This is a genomic window from Agromyces sp. NPDC057679, assembly GCF_042799635.1.
GTDB lineage: Bacteria > Actinomycetota > Actinomycetes > Actinomycetales > Microbacteriaceae > Agromyces.
Map to the genome: position 1 here is coordinate 559,477 of NZ_JBHVIK010000001.1, position 24,507 is coordinate 583,983.

19 protein-coding genes and 1 tRNA gene are annotated in these 24,507 nt (G+C 71.7%); 4 read left to right on the top strand and 16 right to left on the bottom strand.

The genetic code is table 11. The annotated features are described in order from the left end of the window. Window positions 1-35: 35 nt before the first annotated feature. Window positions 36-506: a RidA family protein gene (locus ACFVAJ_RS02450; RefSeq protein WP_376941207.1), complete on the bottom strand. Its 471-nt coding sequence runs from the start codon at window positions 504-506 to the stop codon at window positions 36-38. Continuing rightward, window positions 506-739, bottom strand: a complete 234-nt coding sequence (locus ACFVAJ_RS02455; RefSeq protein ID WP_157422335.1) for a hypothetical protein — start codon at window positions 737-739, stop codon at window positions 506-508. The genes ACFVAJ_RS02450 and ACFVAJ_RS02455 overlap by 1 nt, the downstream gene beginning before the upstream one ends. A 149-nt stretch (window positions 740-888) precedes the next feature. Between ACFVAJ_RS02455 and ACFVAJ_RS02460 the strand changes: the two genes are divergently transcribed. The 3 genes from ACFVAJ_RS02460 (at window position 889) to ACFVAJ_RS02470 (ending at window position 4,671) form a co-directional block, all read left to right on the top strand. After that, window positions 889-3,513 (top strand): transglycosylase domain-containing protein, encoded by a 2,625-nt coding sequence (locus ACFVAJ_RS02460; RefSeq protein WP_376941208.1) that lies wholly within the window; start codon window positions 889-891, stop codon window positions 3,511-3,513. Beyond that, the gene (locus ACFVAJ_RS02465; RefSeq protein ID WP_376941209.1) at window positions 3,510-4,484 is read left to right on the top strand and encodes a metallophosphoesterase; all 975 of its coding nucleotides are present in this window, start codon (window positions 3,510-3,512) and stop codon (window positions 4,482-4,484) included. The genes ACFVAJ_RS02460 and ACFVAJ_RS02465 overlap by 4 nt, the downstream gene beginning before the upstream one ends. Window positions 4,485-4,597: 113 nt before the next feature. Then, window positions 4,598-4,671 (top strand) — tRNA-Pro (locus ACFVAJ_RS02470). A gap of 54 nt (window positions 4,672-4,725) precedes the next feature. Here ACFVAJ_RS02470 and ACFVAJ_RS02475 read toward each other — a convergent pair. Continuing rightward, window positions 4,726-6,027 carry a UDP-glucose dehydrogenase family protein gene (locus ACFVAJ_RS02475; RefSeq protein WP_376941210.1) on the bottom strand — a complete coding sequence of 434 codons (1,302 nt, stop codon included), beginning with the start codon at window positions 6,025-6,027 and terminating at the stop codon, window positions 4,726-4,728. A gap of 149 nt (window positions 6,028-6,176) precedes the next feature. Between ACFVAJ_RS02475 and ACFVAJ_RS02480 the strand changes: the two genes are divergently transcribed. Then, entirely contained in the window at window positions 6,177-8,531 is a 2,355-nt protein-coding gene (locus ACFVAJ_RS02480) for a cell wall-binding repeat-containing protein (protein WP_376941211.1), read from the top strand. Between the two features lie 86 nt (window positions 8,532-8,617). Here the strand turns inward: ACFVAJ_RS02480 and ACFVAJ_RS02485 are convergent, their stop codons facing one another. The 13 genes from ACFVAJ_RS02485 to ACFVAJ_RS02545 form a co-directional block, all read right to left on the bottom strand. Continuing rightward, window positions 8,618-9,682, bottom strand: coding sequence for a heparan-alpha-glucosaminide N-acetyltransferase domain-containing protein (locus tag ACFVAJ_RS02485; RefSeq protein ID WP_376941212.1), 1,065 nt, complete (start codon window positions 9,680-9,682; stop codon window positions 8,618-8,620). A gap of 26 nt (window positions 9,683-9,708) precedes the next feature. Next, a complete protein-coding gene (locus tag ACFVAJ_RS02490) occupies window positions 9,709-10,560 on the bottom strand; it encodes a universal stress protein (protein ID WP_376941213.1) in 852 nt (283 codons plus the stop codon). A gap of 85 nt (window positions 10,561-10,645) precedes the next feature. Beyond that, complete coding sequence (locus ACFVAJ_RS02495) at window positions 10,646-11,260, bottom strand: thymidine kinase (protein ID WP_376941214.1); 615 nt, start codon at window positions 11,258-11,260, stop codon at window positions 10,646-10,648. Then, window positions 11,261-11,947, bottom strand: coding sequence for a response regulator (locus ACFVAJ_RS02500; protein ID WP_376941215.1), 687 nt, complete (start codon window positions 11,945-11,947; stop codon window positions 11,261-11,263). It abuts the gene before it with no gap. After that, window positions 11,934-13,067 carry a hypothetical protein gene (locus tag ACFVAJ_RS02505; RefSeq protein WP_376941216.1) on the bottom strand — a complete coding sequence of 378 codons (1,134 nt, stop codon included), beginning with the start codon at window positions 13,065-13,067 and terminating at the stop codon, window positions 11,934-11,936. The genes ACFVAJ_RS02500 and ACFVAJ_RS02505 overlap by 14 nt, the downstream gene beginning before the upstream one ends. Further along, window positions 13,064-14,380: a sensor histidine kinase gene (locus ACFVAJ_RS02510; protein ID WP_376941217.1), complete on the bottom strand. Its 1,317-nt coding sequence runs from the start codon at window positions 14,378-14,380 to the stop codon at window positions 13,064-13,066. The genes ACFVAJ_RS02505 and ACFVAJ_RS02510 overlap by 4 nt, the downstream gene beginning before the upstream one ends. 150 nt (window positions 14,381-14,530) lie before the next feature. Next, entirely contained in the window at window positions 14,531-16,708 is a 2,178-nt protein-coding gene (locus ACFVAJ_RS02515) for an intein-containing Rv2578c family radical SAM protein (protein ID WP_376941218.1), read from the bottom strand. Between the two features lie 102 nt (window positions 16,709-16,810). Further along, window positions 16,811-18,556: an ABC-F family ATP-binding cassette domain-containing protein gene (locus tag ACFVAJ_RS02520; protein WP_376941219.1), complete on the bottom strand. Its 1,746-nt coding sequence runs from the start codon at window positions 18,554-18,556 to the stop codon at window positions 16,811-16,813. Between the two features lie 351 nt (window positions 18,557-18,907). Further along, entirely contained in the window at window positions 18,908-20,386 is a 1,479-nt protein-coding gene (locus ACFVAJ_RS02525; RefSeq protein ID WP_376941220.1) for a malate:quinone oxidoreductase, read from the bottom strand. Between the two features lie 78 nt (window positions 20,387-20,464). Next, a complete protein-coding gene (locus ACFVAJ_RS02530) occupies window positions 20,465-20,905 on the bottom strand; it encodes a VOC family protein (RefSeq protein WP_376941221.1) in 441 nt (146 codons plus the stop codon). 68 nt (window positions 20,906-20,973) lie between these two features. Further along, window positions 20,974-21,999, bottom strand: coding sequence for an N-acetylglucosamine kinase (locus tag ACFVAJ_RS02535; protein ID WP_376941222.1), 1,026 nt, complete (start codon window positions 21,997-21,999; stop codon window positions 20,974-20,976). Beyond that, a complete protein-coding gene (locus ACFVAJ_RS02540; RefSeq protein WP_376941223.1) occupies window positions 21,996-23,252 on the bottom strand; it encodes a 6-phospho-beta-glucosidase in 1,257 nt (418 codons plus the stop codon). The genes ACFVAJ_RS02535 and ACFVAJ_RS02540 overlap by 4 nt, the downstream gene beginning before the upstream one ends. Before the next feature lie 100 nt (window positions 23,253-23,352). Next, on the bottom strand, window positions 23,353-24,507 hold the full coding sequence (locus ACFVAJ_RS02545; RefSeq protein ID WP_376941224.1) for an ROK family protein: 1,155 nt from the start codon (window positions 24,505-24,507) through the stop codon (window positions 23,353-23,355).

Consider the following 24,507-nt stretch of genomic DNA (forward strand, 5'->3'; position numbering starts at 1 on the left):
TCGATCCCGCCGGGGCATCCTGCTGTCTGCTGGGGCTATGCGAACTCGACGACGAGCTCGAGCTCGACCGGCGAGTCGAGCGGCAGCACCGCGACGCCGACGGCCGAACGGGCGTGGCGCCCGGCGTCGCCGAAGATCTCGCCGAGCGCCTCGGAGGCGCCGTTGATGACCCCGGGCTGCCCGGTGAACGCCGGGTCGCTCGCGACGAAGCCGACGAGCTTCACGATGCGGGTGACGCGGTCGAGCGAGCCGATCTCGGCGCGCACGGCCGCGAGCGCGTTGAGCACGCAGGTGCGGGCATAGGCCTTGGCGTCGTCGGCGGGCACGAGTCCGTGGCCGTCGCCGACCTTGCCGGTGGCCGGCAGGGCGCCGGCCGTGAACGGCAGCTGGCCCGAGGTGTGCACGTACGAGCCGGTGACGACGGCGGGCACGTAGGCGGCGACGGGGGCGGCGACCTCGGGGAGCTCGATGCCGAGCTCGGCGAGGCGGGCCTCGTATCCGGCCATCAGGCGTGCCCCTCGCCCTCGAACTGCTTCGCGGCCTGCGCGGCCGCCGCGGCGCCGGCCGACGCCGCCGCCGAGTCCTCGCCGCCCTTGGGGCGCTTCAGGTACGCGACGAGGCCGCCCTCGGGGCCCTGCACGATCTGCACGAGCTCCCAGCCCTCCGAGCCCCAGTTGTTGAGGATCGCGGCGGTGTTGTGGATGAGCAGCGGAGTGGTGATGTACTCCCAGGCGGGCATGTGGGCTCCCTCGATGGATGTCTCGTGCACGATACGTGCGGGATCGCGGTTCGCGGCGTGTCGTACCCGGATGCGACGCCCAGCGCACGTATCGGGATTTGTCAGCCTTCTCCGTTAAGCTCCACTATATGTCTGCCCAAAAACGTACGATGAGCGACGTCGGCTCCGGAATCCTCGGGTTCGTCGGCATGAGCGCTCTCGCCGGCGTCCTCGTGACCGCCGCGGTGACCCCGGCCCTCGCCGTGACCGGTATGGCTGCCAACAACAGCATCACGATGTTCGAGAACCTGCCCGGGTACCTCGAGATCGGCGAGCTGGCGCAGAAGTCGACGATCTACGCGATGAAGCCCGACGGCACGCCGTCGGCGATGGCGTACTTCTACGACGACAACCGCGAGGAGGTGGAGTTCAAGTACATCTCGCAGTACCTGAAGGACGCCGCCGTCGCCGGTGAGGACCCCCGGTTCTACGACCACGGCGGCATCGACATCGCGGGCACCGTGCGCGGCGCGTTGAAGACGGTCATCGGAGGCGACACCCAGGGCGGTTCGTCGATCACGCAGCAGTACGTGAAGAACGTGCTCGTCGCGAACGACATGTCGAAGGCGACGACCGACGAAGAGCGCACCGAGGCGTGGGAGAAGCACACGAAGACCTCGGTCGACCGCAAGCTCAAGGAGATGCGGTACGCGATCGCGGTCGAGAAGGAGTACTCGAAGGATGTGATCCTCGGCGGCTACCTGAACATCGCGGGCTTCGGCGGCCAGATCTACGGCGTGCAGACCGCCGCCTCGTACTACTTCGGCACCAACGCGAAGGACCTCTCGCTCGCGCAGGCGGCGAGCCTCATCGCGATCGTGAACAGCCCCGAGGAGTTCCGGCTCGACTACCCCGAGGACGAGCTCAACGGCGCGGCCACGGTCGTCGACGGCGAGACCGTGCCGTACGCGCGCAACAAGGAGCGCCGCGACTACATCCTCGGGAAGATGCTCGAGGAGAAGAAGATCACCCAGGAGGAGCACGACGCGGCGATCGCCGAGCCGGTCGCTCCGAAGATCGTGCCGCCGTCGAGCGGCTGCCAGGCCTCGCCCGTCTACGCGTACTTCTGCGACTACGTCACGTGGGAGATCAAGAACAAGCTCGACAACCCCGAGACGACCGACGTCAACGAGGGCGCCCGCATGCTCGAGCGCGGCGGCCTCGACATCTACACGACGATCGACGTCGACCTGCAGAACGCGGCATACTCGGCCGTGCACGACAACGTCCCCACCTCGATCCCCGAAGCCAACATCGGCGGCTCCGCCGTCTCGGTCGAGGTCGGCACCGGTCGCATCCTCGCGATGGCGCAGAACACCGTCTACAACGTCGACCCCGAGGTGACCGGCGACGGCTACGACGCCGTGAATTACAACGCGACGATCGACTACGGCAGCTCGCACGGCTTCCAGCCGGGCTCGACGTTCAAGATCTTCACGCTCGGCGAGTGGCTCAAGGAGGGCCATTCGGTCAACGAGAGCATGGACGCCCGCAAGCGCAACAACTGGGGCACCTTCAAGGACAGCTGCGACGGCGACAAGGACGCGGGCGACTGGGATCCCCGCAACGACGAGGGCGGCAACGGCGGCTACTGGAGTGCGCTGCACAACACGGTCCGCTCGGAGAACACCGGCTTCGTCGCCATGGCGAAGCAGCTCGACCTGTGCGGCATCAAGAAGACCGCGACGGGGCTCATGAGCGCCGGCCGCGCCGACGGCAAGCCGCTCGGCGAGGGTCTCAACGAGGACGGCAACCGCATCCCGTTCGGCCCCTCGGCCGTGCTCGGCACCGAGGAGATCGCGCCGATCTCGATGGCGACCGCCTTCGCCGCGGTCGCGGGCGGCGGCAAGTCGTGCACCCCGATCGCGATCGACAGCATCACCGACGGTGAGGGCAAGGCCGTCGAGATCCCGAAGTCGACCTGCACCCAGGCCATCACGCCCGACGTCGCAGCGGGTATGAACTACGCGCTGCAGCGCGTGATGACCGAGGGCACGGGCACGTCGTCGCGCGGAAGCATGGACACCGCGGGCACGCCCATGATCGGCAAGACCGGTACGACCGATGACGCGTACGCCACCTGGATGAGCGGCGCCTCCTCGAAGGTCGCGACGGTCGTCGGCGTCTACAACGTCACCGGCTTCGTGAATCTCCGCGAGACCTACATCAACGGCGAGCAGGCCGCCGTGCTCCGCCACAACATCTGGCCGCGCATCATGGACGTCGCGAACAACAAGTACGGCGGCGACGCGTTCGCCGAGCCCGACCAGAAGTACCTGAGCACCCCGATGGCGAACGTGCCGAGCGTGCTCGGTCTCGCCCCCGAGGCGGCCCAGAAGGCGCTCGAGGCCGCCGGCTTCGGCTGGTCGATGGACGGCGACGTCGACTCGGCGCAGCCGAAGGGCACGATCGGAAGCCAGTCCGCGACCGGCCAGGCTCCGCGCGGCTCGTCGATCTCGCTGAAGATCAGCCGCGGCAACCTGACCGGGGTGCCCGACGTCAGCGGCATGCAGGCCGACCAGGCCGAGGCGACCCTCGGCGCCGCCGGATTCCGGGCCGACCGCAAGGAGCAGGACACGGACGACGAGAGCAAGAACGGCCTCGTCATCTCGCAGTCCCCTGGCCCGGGCGAGAATGCGAAACCCGGCCAGAAGGTCACGATCGTCATCGGCCGATTCACCGGTGGCGGCGGCAACGGCGACGGCGGCCCCGAGACCCCTCCGGGCAACGGTTGACCGCCCGCCTGACGCCCGTCGCGCGGATCGCTCTGGCGATCGGCGCGGCGGGCGTCGCCGCGTTCGCCTGGGGTTCGCTCGTCGAGCGGACCCGATGGACCCTGCGCCGCGCCGAGGTGCCGGTGCTCCCCGCCGGCGCGCAGCCGATTCGCGTGCTGCACCTCTCGGACCTGCACATGGCGCCGTGGCAGCGCGACAAGCAGGAGTGGGTGCGCGAACTGGCACTCCTCGAGCCCGACCTCATCGTCGACACGGGCGACAACCTCGGCCATGAGCGCGGCCTCGAGGGCATCCGCCGCGCCTTCGAGCCGTTCGCGGGCATCCCCGGGGTCTTCGTCAACGGCTCGAACGACTACTTCGGCCCGACACCGAAGAATCCGTTCGCGTACTTCGCGGGCCCGTCGCGGCTGCGCCGCTCGGCGAAGCGGCTCGACATCGAGGCCTTGCACGGGTTCTTCGCCGAGCTCGGCTGGCAGGACCTCGACAACACCGCCGCGAGCCTCGACCTCCGGGGCACGCACTTCGAGTTCTTCGGCGTCGACGATCCGCACAAGGGGTACGACCGGCTCGACCTCATCACCGGTGCGATCGACGAGCTCCGCGCCGACGACCCGCTCGGCGAGGAGAGCTGGCTCGACGAGACCCCGCAGCCCACCGCGCGGCCCACGGTGACCATCGGCGTCGCGCACGCGCCGTACCAGCGCGTGCTCAACTCCTTCGTGAACCACGGCGCCCAGCTGATCCTCGCCGGCCACACGCACGGCGGCCAGGTCTGCGTGCCCGGCTACGGGGCGCTCGTGACCAACTGCGACATCCCGCGCAAGCAGGTGAAGGGGCTCAGCGTCTGGCGGCACGGGCTGCGGTCGGCGTTCCTCAACGTCTCGGCCGGCCTCGGCACCTCGATCTTCGCCCCGGTGCGCTTCGCCTGCCCGCCCGAGGCGACCCTCATCACGCTCGTCCCCGCCGAATAGGCCCCGATGCCCGCAACCTCGGCTCCCCGCCGCGGCGGAGGGCGAGGCACGGCGCAGTGGTCGGAGGCGCTCGATTTATCGGCTATCCTTGTTGAGGCCCGCAAGGGTCACCCCGGGGTGTGGCGCAGCTTGGTAGCGCGCGTCGTTCGGGACGACGAGGTCGCAGGTTCAAATCCTGTCACCCCGACCGGGTAGAAACCCCCTCCGATTTCGGAGGGGGTTTCGTCGTTCTCGGGGCGCCTCAGGGGCGCCCGATGCCCCGGTACTCCCAGCCGGCCGCGCGCCAGGCGGCGGCGTCGAGCACGTTGCGCCCATCGATGATGCGCCGGCCGGCGACGAGTCGCGCCGTCTCCACCGGATCGAGCGCCCGGTACTCGCGCCACTCGGTGACGAGCACGACGAGGTCGGCGCCGCGCAGCGCCTCGCGGGTCGAGGTCACGTAGTCGAGCTGCGGATGACGCGCCCGCGCGTTGTCGATGCCCTCGGGGTCGGTCGCGACGACCTCGGCACCGAGCCCCTTGAGTTGCACGGCGACGTCGAGCGCGGGCGAATCGCGCACGTCGTCGGATTCGGGCTTGAAGGTGACGCCGAGCACGGCGATGCGCTTGCGGTGCACGCTGCCGTCGAGGGCGGCGACGGCGAGGTCGACGGCGCGCTGGCGCTGACGCAGGTTGATGGCGTCGACCTCCCGGAGGAAGGCGAGCGCCTCGCCGCGGCCGAGCTCTTCGGCGCGAGCGGTGAACGCGCGGATGTCCTTCGGCAGGCATCCGCCGCCGAATCCCACGCCGGCGTTGAGGAAGCGGCGCCCGATGCGCGCGTCGTGTCCGATCGCGTCGGCGAGCGCCGTGACATCGGCGCCCGAGGCATCCGCGATCTCGCTCATCGCGTTGATGAAGCTGATCTTCGTCGCGAGGAAGGCGTTCGCCGCGACCTTGACGAGTTCGGCGGTCGCGTAGTCGGTGACGATCCGCGGGGTGCCCGCCTCGATCGCGGCGCGGTAGACCTGATCGAGCACGGATGCCGCGTGGTCGTCGCCGACGCCGTACACGAGCCGATCGGGCTCGAGCGTGTCGCGCACGGCGAAGCCCTCGCGGAGGAACTCGGGGTTCCAGGCGAGCGAGGCGTGCGGCGCGAACTCGGCGAGGCGCTCGGCGAGGCGCCCCGCGGTGCCCACGGGGACGGTGCTCTTGCCGACGATGAGCGCGCCCTCGGCGAGATGCGGCACGACGGCGTCGAAGGCCGCGTCCACGAAGCGCAGGTCCGCGGCGTTGCTGTCGGCGGCCTGCGGCGTGCCGACGGCGAGGAAATGCACCTCCGCGCCGGCGGCATCGGCGATGTCGGTCGAGAAGCGGAGCCTGCCCGTCGCGATCGCGGAGGCGAGGATCTCGGCGAGCCCCGGCTCGAAGAACGGCGGACGCCCGGCGGCGAGCGCGGCGATCTTCGCCGGGTCGACGTCGATGCCGACGACGTCGTGCCCGAGTTCGGCCATCGCCGAGGCGTGCACGGCGCCGAGATAGCCGCAGCCGATCACCGAGATGCGCATCCTGGTCCTTTCGAGCGTGGAACTCCATTCTCCCGCACGTGCCCCGACGCGGGCCGTCGCCGGTGCGCCGGGGGCGAACTTCGTCATGGGCCACCATCCGTCCGACGGGATTGCTAGCGTGAGGGCCGACCCGAACCGAAAGGTGTTCAATGTCCAGAACCCCTGCTCGCACCGCCGTGGCCGTCCTCACGGCCTTCGGCGTGTGTCTGACCGCGATCGCCGCCCCCACCGCGGCGCTCGCCGAGTCGCGCTCGACGAACTCCATCGCCTCCGAGACGACCGCACCCGATGGGCTCGTCGTCGAGACGCCCACGATGGGCGAGTACGCGGCCGAGGACTACCTCTCGGCGGCGAACGGCCTGCCGAACGGACTCGTCGCCGCGCTCGAGAGCGATCTGGGCATCACCCCCTCCGAATACCTCGCACAGTCCGACGCCGCCGTCGACGCGGGCGACGTGCTCGGCTACCTGTCGGCGTTGGGCGTGCCCACCGACGACGCCGTGCTCGACGGCACCGAGCTCACGGTGCTCGTCGACGACGAAGACCAGGCCGATGCGGTCGCCGCCGTCGGTGCGACCCCGGTCTTCCAGCCGGTCGACGGCATGGATGCCGACTTCTCCGACATCGACTTCGACGCCGCGGCCGACCTCGTCGGCGGCACCGGGTGGACCTACGAGCTCCCGAACAACATGATCAGCCTCTGCTCGGTCGGGTTCAACGGCCGTGCGACCTCGAACGGAGCGGACCAGTTCGCGACCGCGGGCCACTGCCTCGAGGCGAACTCGACCGACGGAACGCCGCTCTACGCGCTGACGCAGTCGAAGCCCGATGACAGCCTGAGCGCTGTCGGCGCACACCTCGGCTCCCGCGTGCCGGGCACGGTCAAGTACGGCGCGAACGTCGACTCGGCACGGGTCGCGGTCGCCGCCGGCTGGACGCCGAAGCCCACGGTCTCCACCTGGGGCGGCGGCAAGGGCGCTCCGACCGCCGGCACGCCGGTCACCGTTCGCGGCGCTACAGCGGGTGTCGTCGGCGCGAAGCTCTGCAAGTCAGGACGCACCACGGGGTGGACCTGCGGCACCGTGCAGGGCTTCCAGACGATCCAGGTCGGCGGCCGAGACGTCAACTCGGTGATCGCGAACGTCTGCGCCATCCCCGGCGACAGCGGCGGCGCGGCCCTCGTCGGCAACTACGCGGTCGGCATCACCTCGGGCTCGAATGCGAGCGCGACCTCCTGCGCCGCGCAGCCGCTGGCCGCGTTCTTCGCGATGACGTCGTCGCGCGGCCAGGACGTGCTCGAGTACAACACCGGCTGGGAGCTCTCGGTCGCGGTGAACACGCCGGTGGTCACGACCCCGAGCTACAACCGCGTGTTCGCGGGCGAGTCGCTCACGGGTTCGGTGCCGGCCGCGCCGAGCGGCACGGTCGTGTCGCTGTACCTCGACGGCTCGACCACCGCGACGTCGCAGGTGAAGCTCGCCAAGACGGGCGGCACGTTCTCGCTTCCCTTCACCGGCGTCGCGCTCGGCGCCCACAGCTGGAGCATCGTGGCCCAGCACGGCACCTTCTCGAAGTCGAGCGCCGCGACCGGGACGGTGACCGTGCTCCCGGCGCCGAAGGTCGATCGCCTCGCCGGCGCGGATCGCTACAGCACGGCGATCGCCATCTCGATGTCCGCGTTCCCGACGACCGCACCCATCGTCTACGTCGCGGCCGGCGACGGATTCGCCGATGCGCTCGGTGCCGCCCCCGCGGCCGCGAAGGGCGGCGGACCGCTGCTCCTCACGCCGAAGAACTCGCCGCCGGCTGCGCTGCTCACCGAGCTCAAGCGTCTGAAGCCGCAGAAGATCATCGTCGTCGGCGGCACCGGGGCGGTCTCGTCCTCGACCGCGAACGCGTTCGGCAAGATCGCCCCCGTGACCCGACTCGGCGGCGCGGACCGCTATGCGACGAGCCGCAAGGTCGTCGACTACGCGTTCCCGTCGACGACGACGGCCGTCTACGTGGCCTCCGGAGGGAACTTCCCCGACGCGCTCGGCGCGAGCGCCGCGAGCGCGCGCTACGACTCCCCCGTCGTGCTGACCGCGGGCACGTCGCTCGATGCGGCGACCTCGGCCCTCATCAAGCGGCTCGGCGCGAGCAAGATCCGCGTGGTCGGCGGCTCCGCCGTCGTCTCGAACTCGGTGCTCACGTCGCTGAGGGGCTTCGCGAGCGACACGAAGCGCGTCGCCGGCAGCGACCGGTTCGGCACCGGCCTCGCGATCAACAAGGACGCGTTCGCCTCGAGCGGTCGGGTCTTCGTGGCGAACGGCATGAACTTCCCCGATGCCCTCGCCGGAGCCGCGTTCGCGGGCGGCGTGAAGGCACCGCTCTTCCTCTCGCCGGCGACGTGCCTCGCGAGCGGGACGCGGGCCGACCTGCTGCGTCTCGGCGCCGGCCAGGTCACGCTGCTCGGATCGGACGGCGTGCTCAGCGGCAACGTCGCGAAGCTGCGGGAGTGCTGACCGCGGGCGCATGACCAGGAGCCCCTGCGCACCCTTCCGAGGGAGCGCAGGGGCTCCCGTCGTTCCTTCCCGAGGCGGCGAGCGCGTCACTCCGTGGTGTCGGAGCGAGCGGAACGACCGCTCGCGGCGCGGAGCAGCCGCTCGAGCGGGCCTCGCCCGAGGAATCGCCGCCAGAGCCACGCGAACGCCATCCCACCGACGATGAGCCCGATCGTCAAGGCCCAGGAGTCGTCGGTGACGAAGCCGTCCTCGACTCGCTTCGCCCCCGAGATCACCACGAGGTGCAGCGTGTAGATCGTGAGCGGCATCGCACCCATCGCCGTCACCGGCGACAGCACCGCCCCCGCGATCCGCGTCACGGCCGGACGGGCGAGCGCGGTCAGCGTCACCATCGCCGCGACGATGACGAGCCCGATGCCCACGTTTCCGAGGGCGAGCGCCGAGGCGGAGACCGCATGCTCGGCAGGTGAAGCCGTGGCATCCGCCTCATCGGGCAGCAGGCGGGTGAGCGGCAGCATGACGACCGCGGTGAGTGCGCCCGCGAGCGCATACCGCGGCACGACCCGCGGATCCGCAGCCCCCAGACGCGCGAGCCCGAGCCCGATGAGCATCACCGGCACCCAGATGATCACCGGGTACGCGCCGGTGAGCAGCCAGTCGAACAGCAGCCGCGGGCCGTCCTCCCTCGCCGCCAGGAGCTCCTGGCTGTACTGCGCCGCGGTCGCGACGCCTGGTGCCACCGCGAGCAGCCCGGTGCCGACGACGAGGGCGACGCGGGCCGGCAGGAAGAGCAGGGGCAGCATGACGAGGAACGCGACGCCGTAGACGTCGAGGATGATGAACACGAGCGGGTGGAGGGTGGCCGCGATGAGGAGGCCCAGCGCGATCAGGATGACGGCGCGCACCGCGAGTTGCCGGCGCAGGACGCCGCGCCCCTCAGCCACGGGGCGGATGCCTCCGGTGAGGAAACCGAGCCCGAACCCGGCGGTGAGCGCGAACAGCAGGCGTGGGCGCTCATCGGCGATCGCGATGAGCTCGGCGGCCTCGGGGCTGGCCGCCACCGGCGCGACGTGCGCTACGAACATGCCGATGAGTGCGAGACCGCGAGCCGCGTCGATGCCGTCCACTCGCGGCGCAGGGCGGTCGCGCACCCGCGCTCCCACCCCGGCCGGAGCCGTCACCGCACGACGACCGTGGGGGCCTCGAGACGCGCGAGCACGCCGTGACTCACCGAGCCGAGCAGGAACCGGGTGAGGGCGCTGCGCCCGTGGCTCCCGACGACGAGGAGTTCGGACTCGGCCGCGGCGTCCGCGAGGGCGACGACCGGGTCGCCGGCGATCACGCGGCGATCGACCTCGAGTCCGGGATGGGATCGATCGAGCGGGACGAGCGCGTCGACGAGCACCTCGTGCGCGGCCCGCGTGAGGTCGTCCATCGCGAACGCGGAGACCCCGTAGCCGTACTCCCCACCCGCCATCAGCGCCAGATCCCATGCGTGCACCGCGATGAGCGGACAGCCCAACCGCTCCGCCTCGGCGGCGGCGAATTCGAGCGCCCGCGCCCCGACCTCCGAACCGTCGATGCCGACCGCGACGCCGGATCGAGCCGAGACGTCGATGTCGGGCACGACCGCGACCGGCGCGTGGCTCGCCGCCGCGAGACGGAGGCTGTGCACGCCGCGTCGGCTCGGGCGTTTGCCACCGTGCGAATCGCTGGCGACGACGAGCAGATCAGCCTCGCGCGAACGCTGTTCGAACCGGGCGATCGGAGCGCCCTGCTCGAGGTCGGTGATGATCTCGAGCGACGAGTCGACGGCACGAGCGGTGTCGGCAGCGATGGCCAGCTGCTCGCGGGCTGCGTCGAGCACCGCCAGGAGCAGATCCGCGTCGCCGCTCGCCTCGATCGCCTCATCGACGACGTGGAGGAGGCGCAGCGTCGACCGGCGGGCGGAAGCCCGCTCCGCGGCCCACCGCACGGCCAGGAGGCCCGCGCGTTCAGCGACGCTCACTCCGACGACGATCTCGCTCATGCGGCGACCTCCTCGACTCCATCTTCACGCGAACGGGAGGACGGCACCAGCACCGCGCTGCGCGGCGCGGCGTCCTGCGTGTCGTTCAGTGCCGCCCGTTGAGCACGCCGCCCGACTCCTGCAGGTAGCAGACGCCGCAGAGCGACTCGTACTCCACCTCGACGCCGTCGATCGCGACCTGCTCGCCGTCGAAGATGTACCGCCCGTCGACGCTGCGTCCGTTGAAGATCGCCTTGCGTCCGCAGCGGCAGATCGTCTTCAGCTCTTCGAGCGAGTGCGAGACCTCGAGGAGGCGTCGGCTGCCGGGGAACGCGACCGTCTGGAAATCGGTGCGGATGCCGTAGGCGAGCACCGGGATGCCGTCGATGAGCGCGATGCGGAGGAGGTCGTCGACCTGCTCCGACGAGAGGAACTGCGCCTCGTCGACGAGCAGGCAGCTCACGTCGCGGCCCGACTCCTCGATGACCCGGGTTCGATGCCCCTGGAAGCGGTCGAGCACCGGGGCATCCTGTTCGATGACGAAATCGACCTCGCGCACGACGCCGAGGCGCGAGACGATGTCGCGATCCCCCTTCGTGTCGACGGCGGGCTTCGCGAGGAGCACCCGGTGCCCGCGCTCCTCGTAGTTGAAGGCCGCTTGGAGCAAAGCCGTGGACTTGCCGGAGTTCATCGCGCCGTAGCGGAAGTACAGTTTCGCCATCTACTCGAGGAACCCGTCCTCCGCCGCGCGACGGATGAGCTCCGCCTTGCGGCTCGCAGGCCGGCCGACCTTCGCATACTTCTCGCGCACACGGCGCAGGTAGGTCTTCGCGGTCTCGTAGCCGACGTCCATGCGCTGCCCGACCTCCAGGGTGCTGAGTCCCTGGGCGTAGTAGCGCAGCGCCTTCTCTTCTGCGGGGCTGAGGTGCACGCCCGACATCGTCGCGACCGCGCCGCCCACCCCCGGTGCTCCGACGGCTCGGGCGCCGGGCCGGGATGCCTGCCGCGGCAGTCGCTCGCCGCGCATGACCCGCCGTGCGTAGTCGACGAGCACCTCGGCGGGGAGCGTCTTCGAGACGAAGCCGGCCGCGCCCGCCGCCATGCAGCGCTCGCGCGAATCGTCGTCGTCGAGCGCGGTCACCACGATCACCCGGGCGCCTGCGGCGCGGCACGCCCTGATGCGGGACTCGATCGACACGCCGTCGGGGAGCTGGAGGTCCATCAGGACGATGTCGACGGGGAACTCGGGGCTGCGCACGAGGTCCATCCACGAGGTCGCGGTGACGACCACGTCGAAATCGGCCGCACGGTCGCCGAACCACCGGGCGAGGCTGTCGACGATCAGACTGTGGTCGTCGAGGATCGCAAGCCGGTGCCGATGCTCCGGGCCTTCGTCAATCGATGACATAACTCAGCTCCACACGTACATTCTCTCGCGTCGAAGCCGATTCGGCACCCAAGGAAACGGCGCGCGCCACGGCGATGAACCGATCGATCTCGCGTTTGGCCGGCGGGCGACCCGCCGGAACGGCCGAGATCACGATCCGGCCGCCGTCGAGATCGTTCACGAGGGAGACCGCCACCCGTTCGGAGCGCGCCGGTTCGGCGAGCCAGCTGATGAGCGCCGTGAGTGCGGAACGCTGGTCGTCGCCGAGCAGGTCGGCGGCCCCGGAGGGGTCGTCGACGACGGTCTCGATGCCCCGGGTCAGCCTGACATTGGTCGCCAGGTCGTCGAGCCAGGTCGACTCGAGCCCCGCCCGCAGGGCACGGCGAAGCTCTTCTGCGAGCTCGCGGGCCCGATCGGCCTCGGCCACCGAGATCCGTTCGGCCGTCATGATGCCGGCGAGGAACGGCAGCACCTCGCGGCCGAGCACCGAGACCCGGCTCTGCTGCACCGAGCGGGCGATGCCCGCCCGCAGCTCGGTGTCGCGCTGGAGGGCCGCACGGTTCGCCTCGCGCTGCCAGCCGAGGGTCTCGGCGATGATCGCGTAGGCGTACCCGGCCGCGGCCGCGGAGAGCGCGATGACCGGCGCCGCGTTCACCGCCACCAGGGCGCCGACCGGGGCATCCGCTGCGACGTAGCTCGAGGCGCCGACGACGAGGATCGACAGGACGATCGAGGCGAGCACGCCCGCGAGCGCGAGCGAGACCCACGTGCAGTACGGGGCCACCGAGAGAATGAGCATCCCGATGACGACCGGCCCGAAGTCGTCGTAGAGGTAGCGGTTGGAGCCGACGGTGCTGGTGTACTCGGCGATCGCGGCGCCGACGGCGAGAGTGACGACGACCCAGAGGCGCTCGGCCGTGAATGGCGCCCGCGACGGTGCCGCCGAGATCGCGGCGACCGCTCCGGCCGCCGCGACGAGGAGGATCGCGACGATCGCCGCGAGCGGCGAGACGACCTCGCCCCGGTGGACCCAGGTGAGTGCGACCGCGCTGCCGAGGGCGAGCGCGGCCCCGATCGCCACGATCGGCGCCGCGGTGATGCCGCCGATCGGGTCGGCCTCCTGCTGGGTCAGGCGCATCATGCTCCGCCCTCCGGGACGGTGAGCACGATGGTGGTGCCGATGCCCTTGGTCGACCACAGCCGGACGGTGCCGTCCTGCTGCTCGATGCGGGCGCGGATCGAGGTGCGCAGCCCGATGCGGTCGTCGGGCACCTCGCCCTCGTCGAATCCGACTCCGCTGTCCATCACCGCGATCGTGACTTCGCCGCCCCCGAGGCCGAGCGCGAGTTCGGCCTCGTCGACGCCGGCGTGGCGTGCGACGTTGATCAGGCACTGCGCGACGGCCGCGTCGAGCGCCTCCGCGCGCCCCGGCCCGAGCACGTGCAGGATCTCGGGGTCACCGGTCACGCGCACGTCGAGGCCGGCGTTCGACGCCGCGGCGAAGGACTGCACGAGCATCGTCGTGCCGTCGCCGCGCGGCTCGACCGGCTCGGAGGCGGTTCTCGATCGCGTCGCGGCCCCGCCGGCGCCCCGACGGGCGAATCGCCCTCGCCCGGTCGCCCCGTTCGGCGAGGGATCGGGGACGGGGGCGGCGCGCCGGTTGCCGCGATCGTTCGCCGCCGCCTGCCCCGAGTGGTCGATCGCCCAGTCCCGGCCGACGATGAGCCCGAGATCCTGGCGGATCCCGGCGCGCAGCCGCTCGTCGACCGTGCCCGAGCCGGCCGCGGCGATCGCGACGAGATGGCTGAGTGCGGTGTCGTGCAGTCGCGCGGTGGCCCGAAGTTCGTAGTCGTGGCGGATGGCGAGTTCGCGCGTCTGCTGGCTCGCGCGGTGCAGCCCGGTCTCCTGCCGGGGATCGGAACGGCGCGAGACGCCGTCGAAGATCCTGACCACGAGCAGGATGCCGAACGCGGCGGCCGCCGCCGTGCTGGGGGCGTAGGCGCCGCCGACGAGCGCGACGCCGAGGAACGCCGCCGCCTCGCCGAGCGCGTAGCCGAGCGTGGCCCAGACGATCGCGATGAGCGAGCCGCTGCCGGCGCCCCCGACGAGCAGGAGCGCGATCCTCGGGAGCGCGAGCACCGCGTTGTTGGTCGATTCGAAGCCTCCGGGCTCCATGACGAGCATCGTGAAGGCGATCGTCGCTCCGGTGCCGACGACGAGCGCGAGGACGGTGAGGGTGACGGACGGGTACATGGCGACGGCGACGAGCGCGAGCAGCATCACTCCGGCGAGCGCCGCCCCCGTCCACCCGGTCGGCCGCTCGCCGACGGTCGCGACGAGGATGCTCACGACGATCGTGATCGTCAGGCAGGCGAACGCGGCGCAGTGCCCGGCGAACGCGAGCGCTCGACTCAGACTGTCGCGCGCGAGGTGACCCGGCAACCCCAGGCTCATCGTGAACCTCCACTCGCGAGCAGCGCCCGACCTTCGCGAGCCGATCGGACTCAGCGAATTATCTCAGTCCGGCGGGAATTCGCGCATCTCCACGCACCGCGAGCGCAGCGTTTCGCTCAGGGCGGGTCAGAACAGTCCGCTCAGGGCGGGTCAGAACAGGGCCGCCGGGTCGGCGAGCGCACCCAGCCCGGCGGGGAGTTCGAGCGTGGTCGACGCCGTCTCGGAGCCGGCACGGGCACCGGCGCCGTTCGGCCGCCCGGCCGCCCCCGGCCGGGTCCAGCGGTCGCGGGGCTCCGCCGTCGACCGGACTCCGCCGGTCACCGGGTCTTCGATGCCGCGTTCGAGCCCGTGCGCCCGGATCAGCGGGTGGATGCGCTGGGCGAGCCAGCGCCGGTACTCCTTCGGGGCGTAGGCGTTGTTGCCGTAGTACATCGAGCGGTACTGCGGCACCAGTTCGGGATGCTCGCGTTCGAGCCACTGCATGAACCACGGCTTGACCGCCCCGCGCAGGTGGAGCGCGGCGTACAGCACGCTCGTCGCCCCGGCCGCCTTCACCTGCCGCAGCGCCTCGTCGAGGTGCGCCCGGGTGTCGGTGAGATACGGCAGCACGGGCATGAGGAACACCGCGCAGTCGAGCCCGGCCTCGCGGACCGCCGTCACGGTCGCCAGCCGCGCCTTCGTCGACGGCGTGCCCGGTTCGAGCGACTGCTGCAGTTCGTGGTCGTGGATCGCGATCGACATGGCGAGGTCGACCGGCACGTGTTCGGCGGCGGCCGCGATGAGCGGCAGGTCGCGGCGCAGCAGCGTGCCTTTCGTGAGGATGCTGAACGGGGTACCGCTCGTCGTGAGTGCGTCGATGATGCCCGGCATGAGCTCGTAGCGGCCCTCGGCCCGCTGGTACGGGTCGGTGTTCGTGCCGAGCGCGACCGGCTCATGCCGCCACGAGGGCCGGGCGAGTTCGCGCCGCAGCACCTCGGCGACGTTCACCTTCACGATGATCTGACGGTCGAAGTCGTCGCCCGCGTCGAGGTCGAGGTAGCTGTGGGTCGGCCGGGCGAAGCAATTGTGGCTCACGACGCCGTTTGCGATGAAGTCACCGGTCGACGTCGTGATATCGAGCATGTCGAGCGTCGTGCCGAGCGGCTCGATGGAGACGATGCGAAGGTCGGCCATGGTCTTCACCGTCGCACCCGCGAGTGCGAGTTTTCGACTGATCGCCGGGCGGCTGATCGCGAAGAAGGCGTTTCTGGCACGGAGCCCGCCCCTGACGCGAACGTTCGAGACGCCGTTGGCCCGCGGCGCCTCTCTGACATGCGGAATCGCGAAGGTGGACAGAGCGCGCTCGATCTCGGTGAGGATCTCCTCATCGGAGTTGCTGATGCGGAGAACCCCGCGTGAGCAGGAACCCTCAGCATCGAAGACGCCCGAGAGATACCCCGCTCGCCAGCCCTCGGACGGGTCGTCGGGCCACTCGATCAGGCTGGTGATGAGGTCGAGATCGCTCGCCTTGGACGTTCGGATCGCCATCATCGCCCGCCGCGCTTCAGTCGCCGTCGAGAACTGGAAGGTCGTCGTCCGGACTCCGAAGTGCTCGAGGTAGTCGGCCGAGCGCTCGAGCGCCTCCACATCGGCAAGCGCGAGTCGGAACCTGTTGGCGACATACGAACCGCCGTTCGTCCGCGGGTAGCGCCGCCGCAGGATCGTCCCGTCGCCGCGGACCATACCCGTCAGGTACCCGCGTCGGAAGTCGTCCGAGGTGATCTCCGGCACGGGTTCGGCGCTTCCGCCGCCGAACCCCACGAGCGAGTTGCCGAGGGTGAGGTGCGGGCGTCTCGCGCCCCCCGACATCGCACCGGTCACATGCTTCCACCCGCGGTCGGTCAAGAACCGATGATCCCCGCTCGCGATGAGCGAGGTGCCGTCCGCGAGACGGATTCGGTACGCCGGCTTTCGCGTCGACCACTTCGCGAGGACGACCGTGGGCACGTAGCGGCGGTAGCGGCCGATCGTTCGGGTGCCCATGACCTCGTCGCCGACCGCGACCTCGGACAACGGTTTCGTACGGCCGTCGGCCATCGTGATCCCCGTCGTCGGATCCAGGCAATAGACGCACGCATGGCTGCAGCCCCGGTACGGGTTGATGGTCCACCCGAAGGGCATCATCGACTGGCCCGGCACCCGGTTCAGCGCCGATTTCGCGAGCACCTCGTGGAAGGTGACGCCGGCGAACTCGGGTGTCTGCACCGACCGCACGAGGTTGTTGAGCCGGGCGAGGCCGGGCAGGGCGTCGACCTGGTCGACTCCCAGTTCTTGCCCGCTCCACCGCATTCACTCATTCGAACATACATTCGAATATCGCGCAAGGGCGCGGCGATCGGCTGCCCGAAGATCGGGATGCCTCGGGGACGCACCCCGAGGCATCCCGCCTGCTCAGCCGGCGACCGCGACGGGGGCCGTGCTGCCCGGGTGCAGCTCGAGCCGCTCCCCCGACCAGCGCCGGCGCAGCCAGCGGTCGTGGCTCGCGATGACGACGGCGCCGGGGTAGCCCCCGAGCGCCTCCTCGAGCTCGGTCGCGAGCGCGAGCGAGAGGTGGTTCGTCGGCTCGTCGAGGAGGAAGACGTGCGGCGGGCGCGCGAGGACGAGCGCGAGCGCGAGCCGGCGCTGCTGCCCGACCGAGAGCGCGCCGACCGGCCGCTCGAGGTCGCGCGGCGCGAGGAGGCCGAGGCCCGAGAGCGGCACCTGCTCGGCCCGGCGTTCGCCGAGCACCCGCTCGTACGTCGCCCGCGGCGTCGCCGCGGGGTCGCCGAAACGGACGTCCTGCTCGAGCAGCTGCACCCGCAGCCCCTTCCGCCGCTGCACGGCTCCCCGGTCGGCGGCGATCGAACCGGCGAGCACGCCGAGCAGCGTCGACTTGCCCGCCCCGTTCGCCCCCGTCACGAGCAGTCGCGAGAGCGGCTCGAGCCGGAGCCGCTCGAGCCGCAGCCGGCCCGGGACCTCGACGTCGTCGAGCTGCACGAGCAGCCCGGCGGACTCCTCGAGCGCATGCGATCCCGACGGGATGCCGGCGAACTCGAGGGGTGCAGGGGGCTTCCGCAGCTGCTCGCGTTCGAGCGTCGCGAGCCGCTGCTCGGCGTTGCGCACCCGGCGTGCGATCGAGCGCTCGACGTTCTCGCCCTTGAAGTACTTGAGGAACTTGTCGTTGTCGGTCGCCGCCCGCCCGTGCGAGACGTTGCGCGCCGTCCCGCCGATCGAGGACCGCAGGCGCCGGAGCTCCTCCTGCTCGTCGTCGTACTGCCGCTGCCAGCGCGCCCGCTCCTCGGCCTTCACGCCGAGGAACTCGCTGAACCCGCCGCCGAAGACCGTCCCGCCGAGGGTGCCCGATGACCCGTCGGCGGCGGACGCCGCGAGCGCGCCCTGGCGCCCCGGGTCGAGGTCGAGCAGGCCCGTCGCCGCCCGATCGAGGAACGCCCGATCGTGGCTCGCGAACACGACCGGCCCCGCGAAGGCGCGCAGGCGCCCCTCGAGGAACTCGGCCGCGGCGTCGTCGAGGTGGTTCGTCGGCTCGTCCAGGAGCAGTGCGTCGGGCGCCGAGAGCAGCAGCGCCGCGAGGGCGAAGCGCGAGCGCTGCCCGCCCGAGAGCTCGTCGATGCGCCGCCCGCGCCCCAGCCCGGCCACGCCGAGCCCGTCGAGCAGCTCGTCGCGACGGGCCTCGGCGGTCCACACCTCGGCCCGCTCGGCGGCGTCGAGTGCGGCCGCGTAGCGCTGCTCGGCCGATGCGGCGTCGGCATCCGCACTGGCGCCGAGCGCCTCGGCCGCGGCGTCGAGTTCCCGTTCGATGGCGCGCACCGGGGCGAGGGCCGCCTCGAGCACGAGATCGACGCGCTCATCGGGCGCGAACGGCAGCTCCTGCGTGAGCAGGCCGGTGCGTCGGGGGCGCGTGATCCGCCCCGAGACGTCGGCGCGTGCGAGCGGGCCGGCGGCCGAGGCATCCGGGCCGTCGTCGGCGGCGAGGAGCCGCAGCAGCGTCGACTTGCCGACGCCGTTCTCGCCGATGAGGCCGAGCCGGTCGCCGGGGGCGACGGTGAAGCCGAGGTCGGCGAAGACGCGCCGGTCGGGGTAGGCGACCGAGAGTCCGTCGGCCCGGAGATGGTTGGAGAAAGAGAGGTGTACAGCCAAGGGGTCCGCCCTTCGCGAGGGCTCCCGAACGGCCGCCGGATACGGCGACGACGCGGTCCGTCCGGTGCACCGGCGGTGCCGGGGCGTCGCGTGCGACACCTCGGCCCGCGCGTTCGCTGCGGATGCGGCGACCGTTCGGGAGCGGAGTGGATCCCGCCGGGCATTGCCGGGCGTGGGTGCACGAGACCGCAGTCGCGATCAGCACGGGTCGATCAGGACCGTGTGCACACCCGACGTCAACGGCGCCTCAGGCGCGGGACGAGGGGGTGTGCTCACTTCATAGCGTGTACGACCGTAGCAGCGTGCCGGCGCGGGCGCAAACAGGCGCCCCCGCCGGCACGAGCCGAATCGTCAGGCCGAGAGCTTGAGCACCTCGGCGGTCGCCTTCAGCGACGCCTCGGCGGCGGCCGGGTCGGCCGAGAGCTCGGTGCCGTAGCTCGGGATCATCTCGCGGAGCTTCGGCTCCCATTCCGCCATGCGGTCGGGGAAGCAGCGCGAGAGCACGTCGAGCATGATCGGCGCGGCGGTCGATGCGCCGGGCGAGGCGCCGAGGAGACCGGCGATCGTGCCGTCGGCCCCGGTGATGACCTCGGTGCCGAACTGCAGGATGCCGCCCTTCTCGGGGTCCTTCTTCATGACCTGCACGCGCTGGCCGGCGGTGATGAGCTCCCAGTCCTCGGTCTTGGCCGTGGGCATGAACTCGCGCAGCGCCTTCATCTTCTTCTCGCGGTTCGCCATGAGCTCGCCGACGAGGTACTTCACGAGGTCGAAGTTCTTGAGGCCGACCTGGAGCATCGGCCCGAGGTTGTGCAGGCGGATGGAGAAGGGCAGGTCGAACCAGGTGCTCGTCTTGAGGAACTTCGGCGTGAAGCCCGCGTACGGACCGAACAACAGCGCCGTCTCACCGTCGACGACGCGGGTGTCGAGGTGCGGCACCGACATCGGCGGGGCGCCGACGGCGGCCTTGCCGTAGACCTTGGCGTGGTGCTGCGCGACGAGCTTGGGGTTGGTCGTGCGCAGGAACTGCCCGGAGATCGGGAACCCGCCGAAGCCCTTGATCTCGGGGATGCCCGAGTGCTGGAGCAGCGCGAGCGCGCCGCCGCCCGCACCGACGAACACGAAGCGGGCGATCACGGTCTTGGGGGTGTTGCCGACGGTGTGGCGGAGCCGGAGCTTCCACCGGCCGTCCTTCAGGCGCTTGAGCCAGGTGACCTGGTGGTTCGTCTGGATGGAGGCGCCGCGCTGCTCCATGTCGTGCATGAGGTACTTCGTCAGCGCGCCGTAGTCGACGTCGGTGCCGGCCTCCATCCGCGTGGCCGCGACGCGGGCGCGAGGATTGCGCTTCTTCGCGAGGAGCGGGGTCCACTCGGCGATGCGCTCGAGGTCCTCCGTGAACTCCATGTCGGGGAAGAGCGGCTCGTCCTTCAGCGCCTCGACCCGCTTCTTCAGGTACTCGATGTTCGCCGCACCGCGGACGAAGGTCATGTGCGGGGCCGAGTTGATGAAGTTGTGCGGCTCGGGCAACGCGCCCTTCGCGACGAGGTAGGCCCAGTACTGGCGGCTCACCTGGAACTGCTCGTTGATCGACACCGCCTTGGTCGAGCTCACGCTGCCGTCGGCGTTCTCGGGCATGTAGTTGAGCTCGCAGAGCGCCGCGTGGCCGGTGCCCGCGTTGTTCCAGGCGTTGGAGGACTCCTGCGCGACCTCGCCCAGGCGCTCGTAGACGCGGATCGTCCAGTCGGGCTGCAACTGGGAGATGAGGGAGCCGAGCGTCGCGCTCATGATGCCCCCGCCGATCAGAACGACGTCGACGGTTTCCTCTGAATTCACGGGTTCCAGTGTAGATGGGCTTCGAGGGTGCCCTTGACCGGCCCATTTCCTCGGATGACTCGGCGCGCCCCTGCGCGGTCAGCCGAGCTGCGGAAGGCCTCGCTCGTCGAGCGGCCAACCGGGGTTGTGCGCGAGCTCCCAGAGGTTGCCGTCGGGGTCGGCGACGTAGCCGCTGTATCCGCCCCACTCGGTCTCGGAGGCCGCCTTCGCGATCGAGCCGCCGGCGAGCACCCAGTCGCCGACGGCGTCGTCGACCTCCTCGCGCGAGGCGAGGTTGATGGCGAGCGCCACCGCCCTGAACCCGGGCGCGTTCGCGTGGAAGGTCGGCAGCGCCGCGTCCTTCGCGAGCTCGGCCGTCTCCCAGAGGGCGAGGACGCCGCCCGGCGTGGCGAAGAAGGTGATCTCCCCGGCGACGGTGGAGCGGGCTTCGCGCCAGCCGAGCCGGTGGTAGAACGCGGTGGCCGTCTCGACGTCGGCGACGCCGAGGGTCACGAGTGAGAATCGCTGCGGGATGCCCATGCGCCGAGCGTACGCCCTGACGTCGGCGCCGTCACCCCGCCGTCCGGCCGTCCCGCCGAACGCGCCCGTTACGGCACGAGCACCGTCGCCTCGGCCGCCGCGATCGCGACCGCGGTACGGGCTCGCTCGAGCGCCGCTTCACCGGCGCCCGCCGCGACGAGGGAGAGCAGCGCTGCGCCGACGATGGGCGCCGAGTCCACGATCGAGAGGCGCGCGAGCGGCGCGACCTCGGCGAGGCGTTCCCGGACTCTCCCGAGCAGGCGCTCGTCGCCAGACTGGGCGATACCGCCGCCGAGCACGACCGGCACCGGCCGCTCGAGGAGGCCGAGCCGCGTGAGGCTCGCCCGGGCGAACGCGGCGATCTCGTCGGCCTGGCGGTCGACGAGCGCGATCGCGACGGCGTCTCCGGCACGTGCGGCGTCGAACACCGCCGGGGCGAGGGCGGTCAGCTCGGAGGAGTCGCGCCGCCCGAAGTGGAGCTCCTCGATGAGCTCGGGCACCGAGGCGACCCCGAGCCCGCGCAGGAGCTCGTCGACCAGCGTCGTGTCGGGCCCGCGGCCGTCGACGGCGCGCGCGGCGTGCCAGAGCACCGCTTCGCCGAGCCCCGAGCCACCGCCCCAGTCGCCCGACAGCGGCCCGAGTGCCGGGAAGCGCACGACGGCGCCGTCGGCTCGGACGCCGATGGCGTTCACGCCGGTGCCGCAGACGACCGCGACCGCGTCGGGCGAGTCGGTGCCCGCGCGGAGGAGCGCGTAGAGGTCGTTCTCGACGACGGCCCCAGCGGCCCACCCGAGGCCCGCGATCGCGCCGGCGTACTGCTCGATCTCGACCGGCAGGTCGAGGCCCGACAGGTAGAGGCCGGTGTGCGCGACGGGGTGCTCCCCCGCGACCTGCCGCACGAGGCCGTCGACCTGGGCGACGGAGGCGCCGAGCCCCTCGAAGTGCGGGCTCGACCCCGGGCCGCGCCGGTGCGCGACGAGGTCGCCGTCGAGCGTGAGCGCGACGGCGTCGGTCTTCGAGCCGCCGCCGTCGACGGCCACGACGACCGGCGGCGCCGTGGCATCCTCGGCGACGCCCGCCGCGCCCCCGGTCACGCCCACTCCAGGAAGCGCGCGTTCTCGGCCAGGAGCAGGTCGGTGAGCTGCTCGGCCCGGTCGTGCTGCAGCACGAGCGGGTGCGCGCGCATGGCGCGGAGCACGCGATCCCGACCGCCGTGCAGCGCCGCGTCGAGCGCGAGCCGCTCGTATCCGGCGACCCCCGAGACGAGCCCGCGGATGTCGTCGGGAAGCGGCGCGACCGGTTCCGCGACGAATCCCCCGTCGCGGAACACGGCCGGCACCTCGATGACGTGGTCGTCGGGCAGGAACGGCAGCACGCCGTCGTTGCGCAGGTTGACCACGCGGGAGCGGCTCCCGCCGTCGCGCATCGCCGCGAGGAGCTCGATCGCCGCCTCCGAGTAGAACGCGCCGCCGCGCCCCTCGAGGGCGGCGGGCTTCTCGTGCTGGGCGACGTCGGCGTAGAGCTCGAGGAGCTCGCGCTCGATCGCGCGGACGGCCTCGGCCCTGGTGGGTTCGCGCAGCTGCTCGCGCAGCACCTCGTCGTGCGCGTAGAAGTAGCGCAGGTAGTACGAGGGCACGACACCGAGCTGGGCGATGAGGGCCGGAGCGAGGTGCACCTCCTCGGCGAGGTCGCCGATCCGGTGCTGCAGCAGGCCGGGCAGCCGGTCCTCGCCGTCGACGACGACGCTGCGCTCCCAGGTCAGGTGGTTGAGCCCGACGTGGCCGAGGTTCACCCGGTCGTGGTCGACGTCGAACATCGCGGCGAAGCGGCGCTGGAACCCGATCGCGACGTTGCAGAGGCCGACGGCGCGGTGGCCCGCCTCGAGCAGCGCCCGCGTCACGATGCCGACCGGGTTCGTGAAGTCGACGATCCAGGCGTCGGGCTTCGCGTGGGCGCGCACGACCTCGGCGATGCGGAGCACGACCGGCACGGTGCGGAGCGCCTTGGCGAGGCCGCCCGGCCCCGTCGTCTCCTGGCCGATGCAGCCGGCCTCATGGGGCCAGGTCTCGTCGGCGTGACGGGCGTCCTGCCCGCCGACGCGCAACTGGATCAGCACCGCGTCGGCGTCGGCGACGCCGGCGACGAGGTCGGTGGTGCCGATCACGGCGGCCGGATGTCCCGCATGCTCGAGCATGCGCCGCGACATCCCCGCGACGAGCGAGAGCCGGTGCGGGTCGGTGTCGACGAGCCGGATCTCCTCGAGCGGCAGGGTGTCGCGGAGCCGGGCGAACCCGTCGATGAGTTCGGGCGTGTAGGTGGATCCTCCGCCGACGATGGCGAGCTTCATTGGTCCTCATTCCGTGCGTGGTGCGCACCGCGCGCAGCGGCGCGGAGCGAAGATCGTGGCCTGACGGCGGATGCCCCGGCATCCGCCGCTCGCAGGCGGGTCAGGTGGCGAGCGAGATGTCCGCCTCGAGCTGATCGCGGATCTGGTCGACGAGCTGCTGGCGCGCGCCGAGGAGCACCGGCTGCGCGCCGGCGCCGCTCGTGCGCACCGCGAGCTTGGGGTGGGCCGCGGGATCGACGCGGCCGGCGACGAGCTCGGCCAGCCGAGCACCGCCGGCGGTGCCGGTGGGGCCGCCGAGCACGATCATCGAGGGGTCGAGGATCGCGAGCAGCGGGTCGACCGCCAGGATGACCCGGTCGGCGAGCGCCGAGAGCGCCGCGTCGTCGCCCGCGAGGCGGGGCAGGACGTCGGCGAGCGCCTGGTCGCCGTCGCCCAGCATCCGCGCGACGGCCGGGCCGCCGAGCAGATCGGTGAAGTCGTTCGCAGCCGGCGCGAGCGCGGCGGCCGCGCGCGGCACCGCGAGGTAGCCGATCTCGCCGGCCCCGCCGGACGCGCCCCGGTGGACGGTGCCGCCCAGGTCGACGCCGACGCCGAGGCCGTCGCCGATCCAGAACAGCGCGAAGCTCGACGCCTGCTGCGCCGCTCCGGCGGAGCGCTCGGCCATCGTCGCGAGGTTCACGTCGTTGTCGATGGTCACCTGGATGCCGAGCGCCTGCTCGATGCGCGCGCGGGCGCCGATCGCCGGCCAGCCGGGCAGCGTGTCGGTGAACGAGAGCTCGTCGCCCTCGACGAAGAACGCCGCCTGCACGCCGATCACGACCCGGCTCACCGTGTTCTCGTCGATGCCCGCGCTGGCGCAGGCCGCGCGGACGGCGTCGCGGACGTCGCCCTCGGGCGTACGGTCGCCGTCGGCCGTCGCGATCTCGACGATCGGGTGGTCGTGGTCGACCGCGTCGACGACGACCGCCTGGATGGATCGGTCGAGGATCGAGATGGCGACCCCGGTGATGCGATCGGTGCGGACGCCGTAGGTCACCGCGTTCGGCCCGCGTCCTCCCGAGCGCTCGCCGACGGGATGGATGAGCCCCACCCGCTCGAGCCGTGCGAGCATCTGCGATGCCGTCGGCTTCGACAGCCCGGTGAGTTCGCCGAGGCGCGAACGCGTGAGCGGCCCGTGCTCGAGCAGGAGGCGGAACGCGGTGCGGTCGTTGCGCGCCGCGAGCCACGTCGGGGTGCCCGGGTCGATCTGGCTCAT

What these genes read in the sequence shown, in the direction of transcription:
- ACFVAJ_RS02450 (WP_376941207.1), bottom strand. Translation starts at nt 506, where the DNA reads ATGGCCGGATACGAGGCCCGCCTCGCCGAGCTCGGCATCGAGCTCCCC.
- ACFVAJ_RS02455 (WP_157422335.1), bottom strand. Translation starts at nt 739, where the DNA reads ATGCCCGCCTGGGAGTACATCACCACTCCGCTGCTCATCCACAACACC.
- ACFVAJ_RS02460 (WP_376941208.1), top strand. Translation starts at nt 889, where the DNA reads ATGAGCGACGTCGGCTCCGGAATCCTCGGGTTCGTCGGCATGAGCGCT.
- ACFVAJ_RS02475 (WP_376941210.1), bottom strand. Translation starts at nt 6,027, where the DNA reads ATGCGCATCTCGGTGATCGGCTGCGGCTATCTCGGCGCCGTGCACGCC.
- ACFVAJ_RS02480 (WP_376941211.1), top strand. Translation starts at nt 6,177, where the DNA reads ATGTCCAGAACCCCTGCTCGCACCGCCGTGGCCGTCCTCACGGCCTTC.
- ACFVAJ_RS02490 (WP_376941213.1), bottom strand. Translation starts at nt 10,560, where the DNA reads ATGAGCGAGATCGTCGTCGGAGTGAGCGTCGCTGAACGCGCGGGCCTC.
- ACFVAJ_RS02495 (WP_376941214.1), bottom strand. Translation starts at nt 11,260, where the DNA reads ATGGCGAAACTGTACTTCCGCTACGGCGCGATGAACTCCGGCAAGTCC.
- ACFVAJ_RS02500 (WP_376941215.1), bottom strand. Translation starts at nt 11,947, where the DNA reads ATGTCATCGATTGACGAAGGCCCGGAGCATCGGCACCGGCTTGCGATC.
- ACFVAJ_RS02505 (WP_376941216.1), bottom strand. Translation starts at nt 13,067, where the DNA reads ATGATGCGCCTGACCCAGCAGGAGGCCGACCCGATCGGCGGCATCACC.
- ACFVAJ_RS02510 (WP_376941217.1), bottom strand. Translation starts at nt 14,380, where the DNA reads ATGAGCCTGGGGTTGCCGGGTCACCTCGCGCGCGACAGTCTGAGTCGA.
- ACFVAJ_RS02515 (WP_376941218.1), bottom strand. Translation starts at nt 16,708, where the DNA reads ATGCGGTGGAGCGGGCAAGAACTGGGAGTCGACCAGGTCGACGCCCTG.
- ACFVAJ_RS02530 (WP_376941221.1), bottom strand. Translation starts at nt 20,905, where the DNA reads ATGGGCATCCCGCAGCGATTCTCACTCGTGACCCTCGGCGTCGCCGAC.
- ACFVAJ_RS02540 (WP_376941223.1), bottom strand. Translation starts at nt 23,252, where the DNA reads ATGAAGCTCGCCATCGTCGGCGGAGGATCCACCTACACGCCCGAACTC.
- ACFVAJ_RS02545 (WP_376941224.1), bottom strand. Translation starts at nt 24,507, where the DNA reads ATGAGCCAGATCGACCCGGGCACCCCGACGTGGCTCGCGGCGCGCAAC.